The following is a 14,863-nucleotide window of genomic DNA, read 5'->3' as shown; positions in this document are numbered from 1 at the left end:
CGGGCCCTTCCATCCCGGTAGCCTAGGCCCGCGCGGCTGCCGGCTCGCTTCCCGCCCCGGCAGACTCATCGCCCGGGTTCGCCTTGGTCGGGAGCCACCTGGCCCACCAGCGGAGGATGTGCTCGAAGCGCTGGCGGCGGTGCCAGGGCGTACCTGCCCTGGACAGTTCGTGGTTCTCCCCCGGGAAAAGCAGCATCTCGGTAGGTACGCCCTGGAGCTTGAGCGCCGTGTAGTACCGCTGGGCCTGCTCCACCGGGCAGCGCAGATCCTCCTCGGAATGGATAACCATGGCGGGAGTCCGAACCTTGTCCACCTGGGCAAACGGGCTCTGGGACAGGACATGGCCGGGATCGGAACCGGTGTAGGCAGCCGAGAAGAACCAGCCGATATCTGAGGAACCGATGAAGGACAGCGGATCCAGGAAGCCGCGCTCGACGATTGCTGCAGTAAAGCGATGATCCTGGGAGATTGTCCAGGCAGTCAGGTAGCCGCCGTAGGAACCGCCCATGACACCGAGACGGCCGGCATCGAGTTCCGGATGGGCTTCAAGCGCGCCCTCCAGAAAACCGAGGACGTCCTGGAGATCCAGTGTTCCCATGGCTTCCTTGATGGCCCGCCCGTGTTCCTGCCCATAACCCGAGGAGCCGCGTGGATTGCACATCAGCACCGCGTACCCGGCTGAGGCGTAGGCCTGAGCCTCATCGAAAAGGCCCCACCCGTACTGGGAGAACGGGCCGCCGTGAATGTTCAGCAGCACCGGATGCGGACCTTCGCCTTCGGGCAGGACAACCCAGCCATGGACCGGATATCCGTCCGCTGACGGATGGGTTTCCTCGTGCAGGTCCAGCACACCCGCCTGTTCCCTGAACCCGGCTGAGAAGTCGGTCAGGACACGCAGGGAATCCGGCGCGGAAGGATCAACCACAGCCACATCACCGGCGGTCTGCGGATCGGTGAAGGTAACCACAACGGTGCCGGATGCACAGGCAGCACCGGTAACAACGCGCGGCCCGGACACAAGGGCACGCACTTCGCCGGAGTGGCCGGCGCGCAGCAGCTCGCAGCCTCCCCTGTCCAGGTTGAACACCAGGACATCGGTTCCGTCTGCGGGCACGATCCCGCCCCCGGCCAGGTCGGTGGTCTCGGGTTCGGTCAGCCGTACGGCAGCGGACGGGTCGGCCATCGGCGCTGCAAAGAGGGCGGTATTGCGTGCCACGAAGTCCAGGCCGGTTTCGGAGAGATCCTGCCCCAGGTAGTAGAGCCACCTGCCGTCGCTGCTCTGAAGGGGTGAGGACGCGGTGAGGCGGCTGCCGGCGAGGTTGGTCAGCCGGTGCGGCTCCCCCGTTCCATCGGCGCGCAGTTCGTAAACGTCGGTGACCAGGTCCGTGTCCGCGTCCTCATGCAGGGCCGCGGTGAAGAGGACAGAAGAGCCATCGGCGCTGAACACCGGGTTTTGGACGTCGGCCTCCCAACTGGTCAGCTTGACGGACTCAGGCAGGCCGCCGGACTTCTTTTCTGCGCCTTCCGCGGCCCTCCCCACCGGAGTGACGAAGGGCTCAGCAGCGAGGTCAGGAAGCGTCAGGATGAAGGCCTGTACAAACTTGTCCCGGGTGTACCCGGCGCCGTTCATCCGGTAGTTCAGGGTCGTAACGAGACGGGGATCCTCTGCGCCGCCGGAAACGCCGTCGAGCGTACCGTAGCGGCCCTTCTCCGGCTCCCGGGAGGAGAAGACAATCCGGGAAGAGTCCGGGGAGAACCGGAACCAGGAAACGCCCAGATGGCGGTCGGTGAGCTGTACCGGTTCGCCGCCGTCGGCGCTGACGGCGTAAAGCTGCGGCCGGCCGCCGGGCGCAGAGCGCAGGAAGGCGAGTGTTGATCCGTCCGGGGAAAACTGGGGGCTGGAGTCACTGAATCCCCGGGTCAGCCGGCGCGGGGCTGAGCCGTCCAGTGCTACGCTCCACAGCTGCCCAACATAGGCATCGGCTGCGAAGTCGGGGCGCTGCACGGAGACGACGGCGCGGGTTCCATCCGGGCTCAGGGCCGGTTCGGAGACGGAGTTCAGGAGATCCAAATCACTGGGTTTCATAAAACTGAGCCTAGCAAGCACCCTTTGGTCCTCCTGCCCATGCCGCTGCGTCGGCCCGGGTGGGCGGAGCCTAAGATTGAGGTATGCCCACCGGAAAACGCCGCCTCCTCGCCTGCCCCAACTGCGGGGGCGAGCTTCTGCCGGACGAGGCGCGCAGCCGGCTCAGCTGCCCCGCCGGGCACCGATTCGACGCCGCGCGGCAGGGATACTTCAACCTGCTCACCGGAGCCGGCACCAAGTTCCAGGCTGATACGGCTCAAATGGTGCAGGCCCGCTGCGACTTCCTGGCTGCCGGCCACTATGCTCCCCTGGCACGGCGCCTTGGCTTACTGGCAGCCGAGGCTGCGGAGCGCCCTGTCCTGCTAGATGCCGGAGCAGGCACGGGCTACTACCTGAACGAAGTCCGGAAAACGGTGGATGCATCGGAATCCGTGGCCCTGGACATTTCAAAGTTCGCCCTGCGGCGGGCCGCCCGTGCACTGCCGGGAGGCTATGCCCTGGTATGGGACGTCTGGCGGACGCTGCCGCTGGCGGACGGTGCCGCAGACATACTGCTGAATGTCTTCGCGCCCCGGAACCCGAACGAGTTCCGCCGGGTACTGGCTCCCGGCGGGATGCTGCTGGTGGTCACGCCCATGCCGGAGCACCTGCAGCAAATCCGTGCCCTCACGGGAATGCTGGACATCGCGGACGAGAAGGAAATGCGGGTAGCCAGGTCCCTCGGCCCCTCGTTTGCGCCGGGCCGGACGGAACACGTCCAGTACCGCATGGAGCTGGACCGCGCAGATGTGCAAAACGCAGTCATGATGGGCCCCTCGGCACACCATGTGGATTCCCTTGAGCTGTCTAAAACGCTCGACGGCGTTGACTTCCCCCTGGCCGTGACGGCCTCCTTTGCGGTCCAGCAGTTCCGGGCAGCGGAGGCGGCAGCCGGCTGATCTGCCCCGGCAGCGGCTCGCCTGCTGTCGGATGCGCCTAGGTAAACGGCGGTTTATCAGGCAGAATAAGCCAAAAGTCCGCAACTACCCTATCCGCCCGGCGCCGGACGGCTCACGTTACCGGCACCGGTATAAACGGAGCCGGAGGGAAAGACCATGCAGGAACTGTACGACTGGCTCGTAGCATACGGCTGGGTCCTCTGGCTGGTGCTCTTCCTGGGGTTCGCAGCCATCGAGACCCTGACCCTTGACCTGTTCTTCGCGATGCTCTCGGTGGGCGCCCTGGCGGCCATGCTCGCGGCTGTGCTCTCGGCACCGCTCTTCCTCCAGGTCGTGGTCTTCTGCGTTGTTGCACTGCTGATGATCGTTCTGGTCCGTCCGGCAGCCCTCAAACACCTGAAGACGGGCACCAAAGAGCAGCGCTCAAACATTGAGCGGCTCATCGGCGAAGCCGCCATCACGCTTGAGCCCGTCGGTTCCCGCACAGGCACCGTGAAAATCGGCGGTGACACCTGGACTGCCCGCTCCGGAGACGGATCGCTGCTGCCGGCCGGTGAGCAGGTTGCCGTGACCCGCATCGAGGGTGCGACGGCGGTGGTTGAGCCGCTGCGCTCCGGCGGGATCGACTCAGAGGACCGGGGTTCCGACGGCGGCCGTCCCGGACGCCACTAGATCCACAACGGGTTCCCGGCCACGGTCCGGGACCCCCGTAAAGCTCCGCAGTGCGGGGTGAGAACCAGGCTGGACTGCGACTTGCATTCCGGCCGCAATGCAAGGGGGAATATGGAAACCACCGTCCTGCTAGTCATCCTGGCTGTCCTGGTCATTTTTGTCCTGGTCATCCTCGTCAAATCCATCCGGATCATTCCGCAGGCCCGTGCCGGCGTCGTCGAACGCCTGGGCAAGTACCTTCGGACGCTTAATCCGGGCCTGAACATCCTGATCCCTTTCGTGGATCGTCTGCTTCCACTGCTGGACCTGCGCGAACAGGTTGTGTCTTTCCCGCCGCAGCAGGTCATCACCGAGGACAGCCTGGTTGTGTCAATCGACACCGTTGTGTACTTCCAGGTCACTGATGCCCGGGCAGCGACCTACGAAATCGCCAACTACATTCACGCAGTTGAACAGCTGACTACCACAACGCTGCGCAACGTGGTTGGTGGACTGAACCTGGAAGAAGCGCTCACTTCGCGCGACCGGATTAACGGCCAGCTCCGCGGAGTCCTGGACGAAGCTACCGGACGCTGGGGAATCCGTGTTTCCCGGGTTGAGCTCAAGGCGATCGAGCCGCCCCTGTCGATCCAGGATTCGATGGAAAAGCAGATGCGCGCCGAGCGTGAACGCCGCGCCACCATCCTCACCGCCGAGGGCACCAAGCAGTCCCAGATCCTCACCGCTGAGGGCCGGCGGCAGGCAGCCATCCTTGCGGCTGAAGGCGACGCCAAAGCGGCGATCCTGCGGGCTGACGGTGAAGCCCAGGCAATCCAGAAGGTCTTTGACGCCATTCACAAGGGCAACCCGGACCAGAAGCTGCTGGCCTACCAGTACCTGCAGACGCTGCCGAAACTGGCAGAGGGGGATTCGAACAAGCTCTGGATCATCCCCAGCGAACTTGGAGAGGCGCTGCGGGGTGTCGGATCGGCACTGGGCGACTACCTCCCTGACCTGAAGGCCGGGGCGGCTCCGGCATCGCCGGAGAGCAACGGATCCGCCGGCGCGGCCAATCCTGCTGCAGCCGGCTCCCCCGCTGAGCTGCGGGTGGGCACCGGGGACACCGCTTCCTAGTCCCCTGGTCGCTGATCGGCGCGGCGGCCGCTATAATTGACTGTTTGCCGGGGTGCTGGCGTTTCCCGGGAACAGGATTAGCGGCTGCCGCGTTGAAACGGATGAGGTCCGGTGCGCAGCCGGCATGAGCTTTAGCGGCTGCCCTGCTGGGGCAGCGGGCATTACTGATGGACCCGGTGGGTCTTTCGAACTGATGAGGGAGAAAAAATGAGCGATCGTAGCCTGCGGGGTATGCGACTGGGTGCGCAGAGCATGGAGACTGAATCCGGCGTCGAGCCGGCTCCACGCCAGCGTGTCGAGTACCGCTGCGAGGACGGCGAACGCGTGTTCGTGACCTTTGCTGCCGAGGCAGAGGTTCCCCCGGTCTGGGTATCCAAGACCGGCAAGGAAGCCCTGCTCGTTGACGGTGAGAAGCCGGACACCAGCAATGAGAAGCCGGTGCGTACGCACTGGGACATGCTGCTGGAGCGCCGCAGCATCGAAGAACTCGAAGTCATTCTCCAGGACCGCCTGGATAAGCTTCGTGAGCGCCGCGGGGAACGTACGGCTTCCAAGTAGATACCGCGCATTGAACTGATACGGCGAAGGCCGGCAGCCCCCGGGCTGCCGGCCTTCGCTGTATCCGGCTGCAGGATCATCGGGCCTGCAGCCGCCAGGGTCTAACCCCGTTTGGTGAGCTTCTCCCAGCGGGCAGACAGGCCCCACTTGGTGACGTTGGCGATTGCTTCAAAGACAATGTTGCCGCTCATCTTCGACGCCCCGAACTCGCGCTCCACGAACGTGATGGGCACCTCGGTTATCCGAAGCCCCAGACGGGCCACGCGGAAGGTCATGTCTACCTGGAAGCCGTAGCCCACGGACTCAACCGCGGAGAGGTCCAGCTTCTCGAGGGTGCTGCGGCGGAAGGCGCGGTATCCGGCTGTGATGTCCCGAACCGGGATTCCAAGCATCAGCCGCGAGTAGGTGCTGCCTGCACGGGAAAGCAGCTTGCGGTGCAGGGGCCAGTTCACCACTGAACCTCCGGGGACCCAGCGGGAACCGATGACGAGGTCTGCTCCGGCGGCGGAAGCCTCCAGCAGCAGCGGGAGCTGCTCAGGCTTGTGTGAACCGTCGGCGTCCATCTCCACGAGGACGTCGTAGCCGTTTTCAAGGCCCCACCGGAATCCTGCGATGTACGCTGCGCCCAGGCCTTCCTTGCCCTTGCGGTGCAGGACGTGGACCTTGGGGTCCAGGGCCGCCTGCTGGTCTGCATAGGCACCGGTGCCGTCGGGACTGTTGTCATCGGCAATCAGGACGTCCGAATCCGGGACGGCGGTGCGCAGCCGCTGCAGCGTCTTGGGCAGCGACTCGATCTCGTTATATGTGGGGATGATGGTGAGAACGCGCACTCAAAGGCCTTTCAACGAACACGAGCCGCGCTTATCGCGGCTCGGAGGGGGTACTGCGGACGAAGGCAGGATTACCAGTATATGGGAGCTTCGCCAGGTACTGCCCTTGGGCGGTTTCGGCGCCGGGCGCACAAAGGGACAGGTTCCGCCGTCTTCGGGCCAGTTCCGGAGGCTCCGGACCTGTTTTCTACTGACGGATGAACCTGTCCCTATGTGTTGCAACAGATGGCCCTGCACCGCATAAGGGTCTGAAGAGCCATCACCCCTACACACGAAGTGCCCGGGCCGTGGCACCTTGGTACCGGCAATGCCGGACCGTGCCGCGGTGTGTCTAGACTACGTCCTGAGCACGAAGTGTCAACATGTTTCCTGACTAGGTGAATCATGCGTTCACGCAGGTCAGAGCCCTGTTATTCCGGGACAGAGACAGGAAAGTTTTTCGGGGGCCTAGCTAAAATCCGGTGCCCGGTATAGCTCCGTCCCCAGGTGCACGGTCTGCAGGCAGCGGGGCAGCTCGGCAGTGTCCAGGGCCGGCAGGAGCGGTGTACCCGCCCTGGGATCGGTGCTCCAGGAAGCAACTGAGGCGTCTGGAATCTGCACCATCAGCTCGTCAGCCTCCCATACGGCGAAGGACGCCGGAGTTCCGGGTGCAAGCTGGCCCAGCATGGGGTTTCCCGTGCCGGCAGCGCGCCACCCGGCACGGGTGTGGGCGATGAAGGCCGCCCGTGCTGAGATCCGCTCGGCCGGACTGTTATGCATCACTGCGGCCTGGACGGTCCGCCAGGGATCCAGACCGGTTACGGGCGCGTCAGAACCGAACACAACGGGCACCCCGGCAGAGAACAGGGCAGCGAACCGGTTCATCGACGTGCTGCGCTCCCCCAGGCGCTGGGAATACATGCCGCCGTCCCCGCCCCAAAGAGCATCAAAGGAAGGCTGCATGCTCGCTGTGACGCCGTACCGCACCAGTTCGGCCACGGCGGCGTCGTCGCTTAGCTCAAGATGCTCCAGGCGGTGGTGCGCAGCGCGCAGTGCCTGCTCCCCTACGGCCGCGGCAGCCAGACGAAGGGCACCAATAACGGTGTCCAGGCCCGCATCGCCTATGACATGGAACCCGGCCTGCAGGCCCGCGCGGGTGGTCAGCTCCAGGTGGCGTGCTGCCTGTTCGGCGCTAAGGTACACACTGCCGGAGGTCTCCGGCACGTCGCTGTAGGGAGAGCGCAGTGCGGCTGTCCGCGCACCGATGGACCCGTCGATGTTCAGGTCTCCTGCCAGGCCCAGCAGCCGGCCGCCGAAGGCCTCCGTAATCTCTGCCAGCTCGGCCTCGTTCTGTGCCAGCTGCCCCCAGTACGGGAGGATCTGCGGTGCAGGGGCATCCGGCATGCTGCCTTCCAGGCCAAGGAGCTGCCGCAGGTCCTCTGCCGGTGCAATGTGCGGTGCGGCCATCTCGGCCACGGCCACGATGCCTCGCGAGGCCGCCAGATCAAGGGCCGTGCGCTGGTAGCGGGCCCGCTCGGAGAGCGAAAGGCTGCGGGATACCGCCCGGGCTGCTTCGTGGGCACCGCCGGTGACGAAGCCGTCTTCCCAGCCGTCCAGGCCGGCCAGCCCAAGCTCGGCAGCCAGGGTTCCGGAGACCACGGCGCAGTGCACGTCGGCCCGGGCCAGGTAAACGCGGCGGTTGCCTGAAGCGCGGTCGAGTTCGGCTGCTGTCGGGACCCTGCCTTCAGGCCAGGCGGACTCGTCCCAGCCGTGCCCGATGATCAGGCCCAGCGAGCCGTGAGCAGCTGCTGCGACGGCGTCGAGCAGCCCGTCGAGGCTGTGCACGCCCGTGAGGTCCAGGGACGAGGCGGCAAGACCGGTCTCGGTTAGGTGGACATGGGAATCGACGAATCCGGGGGCGGCGAGGGCGCCCTGCAGGTCCACCACCTGCATTTTGTCGTCCTGGATGGACGTGGCGGCCTGCTCCGAGCCGATCCAGGCGACGGTTCCGCCGTCAACCAGCATGGCGGTCGCGAACGGGTCTGCTGAGCTGTAGACCGAGCCGTTGCGGTAAAGGGTCAGGGCATTGGCCGGGGCCGTGCTGTTCAAGGACTCACCTGTTCTATGGATCGTGCGGTTTGTATCGAAGGAGACGAGGAGCGGCTGTGCCGCTACTCGCTGACGGCGGAGTAGGCGACGACGCCGCGGCGGATGAGGCCGATCGCGTCACGGCAGCGGCGGCGGAGGTCCGCAGGAATATCCGGGACCTTGGCGAGCTGGTCGATCAGGTCAATGACCTGCTTGGACCACCGCACGAAGTCTCCGGCAGCGAGCTCGGTCCCGTTGAGGGCCACCTGCAGGTGCTTGCCGCGCACCCACTTGTACATTGGCCAGACCAGTCCCAGTTCCGGCTCGCCCGTTACGGGAAGCTTCTCGGCCTCCTCGAGGTCGGTGAGCTCGGACCACTGGCGGATCAGGATGTCCACTGCCCCGTCAAGGACGGCGCTGGGCATCTTGGGACGCAGCCCGCGTTCTTCACGCTTCGGCTGGTACACCAGCGCTGTGGCAAGGCACGCCAGCTCAACGGCATCGACGTCGTCAAAAGCGCCGTTCTCCAGGCCAAGGGCAGCAAGCAGGTCCTTTTCGCCGTAAATCCGGCGCAGTTTGCTGCCGGCCGGGGTGACCTGCAGTACTCCCTGCTCATCCGGGCGCACATAGCCGTAGTGCTCCAGCACGCCGCTGACGCGGTCGAAAGTCTTGGCGATCGTGTTGGTCCGGCCCCGGATCTGGGCCGCCAGGTTGTCCGTCTCACGGCGCAGCTTCCACCACCGCTCGGCCCAGCGCGCGTGGTCTTCGCGGTCGCTGCAGCCGTGGCACGGGTGGGCCCGCATCTTTCGCCGAAGCTCGGCAATCGCACGCTCCTGCCGCTCCGAACCGGCTGCGTGCATGGAGGCGCCCCGGCCCCCTGCGGTGCGCGGCGGGCGGTGTTCCCGGAGCGCGTTCCGCAGTGAGGAAGCCAGGTCCCGCCGGTCCTTCGGGGCCCGTGCATTGAACGATTTCGGGATCCGGATCTGGGAGACCACGTCCACCGGCCCGTCGAGGTCCTGGACGTGCAGGCGCCGGATCTGTTTGTCCTCGGTCAGGATGGTCGGCCGCGGTTCACGGGCCTCGGAATCCGGGGAGAGGATTACTGCGAAGCCCGGGTTCCTGCCGCCGGGAACGTCCACCACGTCGCCCGGCCGAAGCGTCTCAAGGGAAGCTGCGGCTGCGCTGCGCTGGCTTCGTGCCCTGGTCCGGGACGCAGTGTGTTCAAGGTCGGAGAGCTGGCGCCGGAGACCGGCGTACTCCGTGAAATCGCCCAGGTGGCAGGTCATTGCCTTCTCATAGCCGGCAAGGGATTCCTCGCGGGAACGAACCTGACGGGCAAGGCCAACGACGGAACGGTCGGCCTGGAACTGCGCGAAGGAGGATTCAAGGATTTCCCTGGCACGGTCCCGGCCAAACTGGGCGATCAGGTTGATGCTCATGTTGTACGTTGGCCGGAAGGACGAATTCAGCGGGTAGGTCCGGCGCGAGGCCAGGCCGGCGACGGCGGCGGGATCGGTGCCCGGCTGCCAGAGCACGACGGCGTGGCCCTCTACGTCGATCCCCCGGCGTCCGGCGCGTCCGGTGAGCTGGGTGTACTCCCCCGCCGTGACATCGACGTGTGCCTCGCCGTTGAACTTGTCCAGCTTCTCCAGCACGACTGAGCGTGCGGGCATGTTCACGCCCAGGGCCAGGGTCTCCGTGGCGAATACCGCCCGGACCAGGCCGGCGGCAAACAGTTTCTCCACTACTTCCTTGAACGTGGGCAGCATGCCGGCGTGATGCGCCGCGAAACCGCGGATCAGGCCCTCACGCCAGGTCCAGAAGCCAAGGATCTCCAGATCGTCCTCGGGAATGTCCTGGGTTGCTTCGTCTACGGTGCGTGCAATGACGGCACGCTCGGCCTCGTTCGTCAGTGCCAGGCCAGAGTCCACACACTGCCGCACCGCGCCGTCGCAGCCGTTCCGGGAAAAGATGAAGGTGATTGCGGGCAGCAGGCCGCGCTTGTCCAGCTGGCTGATTACCTGGGGGCGGGAGGCGCGGGGTGTCCGGGTCATCGTGTGCCCTCCGGAGGCTCCCCTGACGTTGGCGGGCTTGCGGCCGCCGGTTCCGGAGCGAGGGCCGCCCCAGCGCCCGCGGTGGTTCATGCGGGACTCGCTTCGGGCCACCTCCAGCAGCTCGGGATTCACCTTGATGCGGTCTTTCGCCCCCTCCGCTGCACTGTTGTCCCCTGCGGCCTCGTCGAAGGTGACGTCGTTGGCGAAGAGGTCCAGGATTTCCCGGCCCACCATCACGTGCTGCCACAGCGGCACCGGGCGGTGTTCAGTGACTACGACGTCGGTGTCGCCCCGGACGGTGTCCAGCCAGGCGCCGAACTCCTCGGCATTCGAGACCGTGGCACTGAGGGAGACCAGCTGCACGTCGGAGCTGAGATGAATGATGACCTCTTCCCAGACGGCTCCGCGGAACCGGTCAGCGAGGTAATGCACTTCATCCATGACCACGTAGCCCAGGTCGTCCAGGGTCTCCGAGTTGGCGTAAAGCATGTTGCGCAGGACCTCGGTGGTCATGACGACCACGGGCGCCTCCGGGTTGATGCTGGTGTCCCCGGTGAGAAGGCCGACGTTTTCGGATCCGTAGGACGCCGCAAGCTCGGTGTACTTCTGGTTGCTGAGCGCTTTGATGGGCGTGGTGTAGAAGGCCTTGAGTCCGCGTTCGAGTGCCATGTACACGGCGAACTCACCAACTACCGTTTTGCCGGCGCCTGTTGGTGCGGCAACGAGGACTCCGCGGCCGGCCTCCACGGACCGGCAGGCCTCCAGCTGGAAGGGATCGAGGTCAAAGCCCAGTGACTGCTCGAAGATTCCCAAACGGGTTCGTGCGTGGCCGGTGCGTTCCTTGGCGGCAAGATACCGTTCAGACGGGGATGTCATACCTCCAGCCTAGACGGTGGCCGGGACCGTTCGCCCCCCCGCAGAATGCGAACCGGTCCCGGCCACGGTTCCGGGCAGGGAAAGCTAGAGGTCCTGGATGCTCGTGGCTTTATCCGCTTCCGCGGATACTGCCGCTTCACGGGCCGCATTGCGCCGCACCCGCCGCTTGTCATTTATGAAGCACAGGCCGACGGCTACGGCAAAGAGAACCAGCAGCGGGGCGGCCAGATAGAACATGCTCAGCGCATCGCCGCCCGGAGCGGCCATGGCTGCGAAAAGACAGATGATGAAGACCGTGATTCGCCAGTACTTCACGATCGTCTTGCCGCTTAGCAGGCCCAGCAGGTTCATTCCCACCATGACAACGGGAATCAGGAACGCAATGCCGAAGGCCAGCAGCAGCCGCAGCACGAAGGCAAGGTAGACCGAGGCGGTAATGACGTTGGCCGCGCCCTCCGGTGTGAAGTCTGTAAGGACTCCGACGGCGTTGGGCAGGATGAGCCAGGCGAGCCAGACTCCGGCGAGGAACAGCGGAACTGCCGCGGACAGGAAGCCGAGTGCCGCCCGGCGCTCCTTCGTCTTCAGGCCTGGGGTGATGAAGGCCCACAGCTGGTAGAGCCAGAAGGGGCTTGAAACCAGCACGCCGATGAAGACGGAGACCTGGATCATCTGGTCGAAGGAGGTAGCCACGCCGTCGAAGTTGATCGTGGCAAGGCGTCCCTGCTCCTCGGACAGCTCCCGCACCGGACGCGTGAGCTCGTTGAACACAGGCATGTAGAGGAAGAAGCCGCCAACCGTGCCCAGGACGACTGCGATAGCCGCTTTAAAAAGCCGGTTGCGGAACTCCCTCAGATGCTCCTTGAGGGCCATCCGCCCTTCAGGGTTGGATTTGCGCCCCCGTTTAAGCGCCACAGCCGCTAGGGGTTGGCGGGCGGGTTACCGCTGCCGGTGTTTGGTCCTGGCGGCGGAGTGTGGCCTGCAGCCGGTCCCTGGTGAGGCGCGGAGGTGCCGGGGTTGTTGACCACGCGGCCTTCCACCGGATCGCCGTCGGCACCGGATGTGGTGTTTTCGTCCTTCATCTGGCGTACCTCGGACTTGAAGATCCGGAGGGACTGGCCAACGCTGCGCGCGAGCCCGGGCAGCTTCGGCGCACCGAAGAGCAGGATCGCGATAACGATGATGATGACAATGTGCCAGCCTTCTAGGCGCATGCCGGTGTCCTTTCGTTTACGTGCATTCTATGTCAGAGTCCGGGAATGTCGCGCCACGCGCGTGGTTGGCCGTGCTGGATCCTTCGCTGGACCCGGCGTTCGCGGCGGGCGTCCTTCCGGACGGCCTTACCCTCGTCATATCGACGCCGCTCTTCCTCCGGGTCCGCGAAAACTGCGGGCTGGAACGCCTTCTCCGGAGCGGCCGGTGCCGTTGCGGAGATGAAGGACAACCGGGAACCGGCTGCCTGCACTTCGCTCAGGACCGCCATGAACTTGCGGAAGAGCCGGTAGCCGATCAGGACATACAAGAGCAGGGCCACTGCTGTGAGTGCAACCCAAATCAAAATCCACGACCACCAAGGCATGTCTCCAGCATAGTGGAGCGCCGGAGCGAACCCGCGACGCGACGGGCCGCGACCGGAAGGGATTCATTCCGGGTTCATGCGTAGTTCACCAGGGCTGAGGCGAGCCAATCCTGGGTGCCGGCCCGCAGGTCAGCCGGTTCAAGAACGGCGCCGCCTCCGGCCAGACGTGCAATAAAGCCGGGGATCCAGCCGGTACTGCCCGTGCGCAGCACAACGGCCTGGCCGCCGTCATCAAGGCTGGTGCGCATCTGCGCGCTGTAGGCATCTGCTACCCAGGCGGCATCTGGTGTGAGACGGATTGTGACAAACTCGTCAGACTCCGCCGGCGTGAACAGGTTCTCCGGGAAGCGCGGCTGCGGCCCGGGAACGTCCGAAGGGGAGGCACCGGCGTCCGCGAGGGAAAGGATCCGGTCAACCCGGAAGAGGCGTCCTGCCTGGGCGCGTTCGCACCAGGCATCCACATACCAGACGTTGTTGTCGGAGAAGATGCGGCGGGGGTCGATCAGCCGCTCGCTGACTTCGTCCCGGCTGGGTACGACGTACCGGATGGCCAGCCGCCTGTTGTCGCTGATCGCCGTCCTGAGCTCGGCAAGAAGGCGGGGCGGTGCGCCGCCGGGAAGCAGCTCCGCAGCGAGCGAGTTTCCGGCGGTTCCGGCGGTTCCCGCGGCTTCGGTCAGCTTGGCGTGGGCGCTGGCGACGGCGTCTGTGGGTGCAGCACCGGGCAGGGCAGCAAGGGTGTCCAGGCCAACTACGAGGGCAGCGGCCTCTTCCATGCTCAGGCGCACCGGCTGCGACAGGTTCTCGGCATTGTCGATGTAGATGTCGCCGGTCTCGAAGTTCACGTCCATCAGCCCGTTGGGGTAGTACCTGGGACCGCTGACGAAAAGCAGGTTGAGGTCCGAGGCCAGCTGTTCCTGGCTGACGCCGAACTTCGCCGCGGTTTCAGCCATGTCGGCGCCCTGGTTGGCCAGGATATAGGGCACCAGATCCAGCAGCCTGCTCAGCCGGTCCTGGGCTCCGGGCGTCTTCGGAGCCGGTCCCCGGGGGGCGGAGGGTGCCTTGAACTCCGGCACGGGCGCTTCCTGCGCCACGGACGCGCGGGTCAGTGCTTCGGCTACGGCCGTCCGAAGGGCTGGTGGATGGACGGCTTCCGCGCTTTCGCCAAGAGCTGCGACGTCGGAGGCAAGGGTCTCAAGGTCGGTCACTGTGAACCAGAGGCGGTCACGGCCGGCCCGCGGCTCAGGCAGTTCCACGCTTTCCTGCGGTTCCGCGGCGCGCAGCCGCAGTTCCGCTCCGGCGCCGGAGCGTACGTCCACGGCAGCGGACTGGGGACTGAACACGGTGTCCAGTGAAGCCAGGGACGCGTGGATGTCGAAACCGGCAGGAACGCTGTAGCCCTCTCCGTTTTTCTGCTTCACAGCCTTTACGGCACTGGTCATCCGTGAGAGCCGGAACCACCGCTCGGCGTTGCGGTCTGTGTCCCAGCCGACCAGGTACCAGTGGCCGTAACGGGAGCCCATCCCCCAGGGCTGCACCTTCCGGGTTGATTCCTGTCCGTTGGAGGCCCGGTAGCCGAAGGAGATGGCGGTGCGGTCCGTGACAGCACGGAAGACGGGTGTGAAGTTCGGGTCCTCGGTGCGGATGGCCGGCTGCACCGGGCTTGAGGCGGCGTCTTCGGCCAGCACACCCCGGGCCCTCAGTTTGCGCAGGGCACGGGCAGCTGCCGATCCGAGGGCAGCCTGTTCCCACATTTGGGCGGCCAGCGCCAGGACTGCCGATTCGGCGGGAGAAAAGGACACTTCGGGGAGCCGGTACTCCTCGCTCCGGATCCGGTAGCGCTGCGCGGCGTTGTCCTGCTCGTAGAGCGGATCATCGCTGTACGACTCCACAGGAATGCCCTGCTCGCGCAGGAAGGCCTTGTCCCGGTCAAAGAGCTTCTCCCTTGCCTGCGGCGTAGCGGCCTCGGAATAGAGCTCGATTTCTTCGAAGAGTTCCTGCTTGGTGAAGCCCCGCCGGCTGGAGAGCAGGGCTATGACCAGGTTGAGCAGGCGCTCGGTGCGGGTTTCAGCTGATTTCGGGGACACAGGGATAAT

The 14,863-nt window shown here is 65.5% G+C and carries 12 protein-coding genes; 4 read left to right on the top strand and 8 right to left on the bottom strand.

All coding sequences use genetic code 11. The features are described from left to right. Nucleotides 1–22 precede the first annotated feature (22 nt). Entirely contained in the window at nt 23–2,086 is a 2,064-nt protein-coding gene (locus FYJ28_RS02200; protein WP_154578107.1) for a S9 family peptidase, read from the bottom strand. 83 nt (nt 2,087–2,169) lie between these two features. On the opposite strand from FYJ28_RS02200, the gene FYJ28_RS02195 reads away from it, so the two are divergent. From FYJ28_RS02195 to FYJ28_RS02180, 4 genes are all read left to right on the top strand, one after another. Next, on the top strand, nt 2,170–3,024 hold the full coding sequence (locus FYJ28_RS02195) for a putative RNA methyltransferase (protein WP_154578106.1): 855 nt from the start codon (nt 2,170–2,172) through the stop codon (nt 3,022–3,024). 156 nt (nt 3,025–3,180) lie between these two features. Continuing rightward, nucleotides 3,181–3,696, top strand: a complete 516-nt coding sequence (locus FYJ28_RS02190) for an NfeD family protein (protein WP_442778563.1) — start codon at nt 3,181–3,183, stop codon at nt 3,694–3,696. 111 nt (nt 3,697–3,807) lie between these two features. Then, complete coding sequence (locus FYJ28_RS02185; RefSeq protein WP_055241065.1) at nt 3,808–4,809, top strand: SPFH domain-containing protein; 1,002 nt, start codon at nt 3,808–3,810, stop codon at nt 4,807–4,809. 207 nt (nt 4,810–5,016) lie between these two features. Next, nucleotides 5,017–5,367: an RNA polymerase-binding protein RbpA gene (locus FYJ28_RS02180; RefSeq protein WP_055241066.1), complete on the top strand. Its 351-nt coding sequence runs from the start codon at nt 5,017–5,019 to the stop codon at nt 5,365–5,367. 101 nt (nt 5,368–5,468) lie between these two features. On the opposite strand, the gene FYJ28_RS02175 is transcribed toward FYJ28_RS02180, so the two are convergent. From FYJ28_RS02175 to FYJ28_RS02145, 7 genes are all read right to left on the bottom strand, one after another. Next, nucleotides 5,469–6,197: a polyprenol monophosphomannose synthase gene (locus FYJ28_RS02175; RefSeq protein ID WP_055241067.1), complete on the bottom strand. Its 729-nt coding sequence runs from the start codon at nt 6,195–6,197 to the stop codon at nt 5,469–5,471. A gap of 447 nt (nt 6,198–6,644) precedes the next feature. Beyond that, nucleotides 6,645–8,285, bottom strand: coding sequence for an amidohydrolase (locus FYJ28_RS02170; protein WP_229780093.1), 1,641 nt, complete (start codon nt 8,283–8,285; stop codon nt 6,645–6,647). Nucleotides 8,286–8,347: 62 nt separating this feature from the next. Beyond that, on the bottom strand, nt 8,348–11,194 hold the full coding sequence (locus FYJ28_RS02165; protein ID WP_154578105.1) for a DEAD/DEAH box helicase: 2,847 nt from the start codon (nt 11,192–11,194) through the stop codon (nt 8,348–8,350). Between the two features lie 84 nt (nt 11,195–11,278). Then, the gene (tatC, locus tag FYJ28_RS02160) at nt 11,279–12,064 is read right to left on the bottom strand and encodes a twin-arginine translocase subunit TatC (protein ID WP_055241070.1); all 786 of its coding nucleotides are present in this window, start codon (nt 12,062–12,064) and stop codon (nt 11,279–11,281) included. A gap of 47 nt (nt 12,065–12,111) precedes the next feature. Continuing rightward, nucleotides 12,112–12,405, bottom strand: coding sequence for a Sec-independent protein translocase subunit TatA (gene tatA, locus FYJ28_RS02155; protein ID WP_055241071.1), 294 nt, complete (start codon nt 12,403–12,405; stop codon nt 12,112–12,114). A gap of 32 nt (nt 12,406–12,437) precedes the next feature. Next, entirely contained in the window at nt 12,438–12,725 is a 288-nt protein-coding gene (locus FYJ28_RS02150) for a hypothetical protein (protein WP_235472078.1), read from the bottom strand. A 119-nt stretch (nt 12,726–12,844) separates the two neighbouring features. Then, complete coding sequence (locus tag FYJ28_RS02145; protein WP_154578104.1) at nt 12,845–14,854, bottom strand: helix-turn-helix transcriptional regulator; 2,010 nt, start codon at nt 14,852–14,854, stop codon at nt 12,845–12,847. Nucleotides 14,855–14,863: the final 9 nt, after the last annotated feature.

Origin of the sequence: Arthrobacter sp. BL-252-APC-1A (assembly GCF_009696625.1) — a bacterium.
In the GTDB taxonomy this organism is placed as follows: Bacteria; Actinomycetota; Actinomycetes; order Actinomycetales; family Micrococcaceae; genus Arthrobacter_B.
The sequence above is the reverse complement of the archived record's forward strand: the minus strand, read 5'-3'. Positions and strand labels throughout refer to the sequence as shown.

What these genes read in the sequence shown, in the direction of transcription:
- FYJ28_RS02195 (WP_154578106.1), top strand. Translation starts at nt 2,170, where the DNA reads ATGCCCACCGGAAAACGCCGCCTCCTCGCCTGCCCCAACTGCGGGGGC.
- FYJ28_RS02200 (WP_154578107.1), bottom strand. Translation starts at nt 2,086, where the DNA reads ATGAAACCCAGTGATTTGGATCTCCTGAACTCCGTCTCCGAACCGGCC.
- FYJ28_RS02165 (WP_154578105.1), bottom strand. Translation starts at nt 11,194, where the DNA reads ATGACATCCCCGTCTGAACGGTATCTTGCCGCCAAGGAACGCACCGGC.
- tatC (WP_055241070.1), bottom strand. Translation starts at nt 12,064, where the DNA reads ATGGCCCTCAAGGAGCATCTGAGGGAGTTCCGCAACCGGCTTTTTAAA.
- FYJ28_RS02190 (WP_442778563.1), top strand. Translation starts at nt 3,181, where the DNA reads ATGCAGGAACTGTACGACTGGCTCGTAGCATACGGCTGGGTCCTCTGG.
- FYJ28_RS02185 (WP_055241065.1), top strand. Translation starts at nt 3,808, where the DNA reads ATGGAAACCACCGTCCTGCTAGTCATCCTGGCTGTCCTGGTCATTTTT.
- tatA (WP_055241071.1), bottom strand. Translation starts at nt 12,405, where the DNA reads ATGCGCCTAGAAGGCTGGCACATTGTCATCATCATCGTTATCGCGATC.
- FYJ28_RS02180 (WP_055241066.1), top strand. Translation starts at nt 5,017, where the DNA reads ATGAGCGATCGTAGCCTGCGGGGTATGCGACTGGGTGCGCAGAGCATG.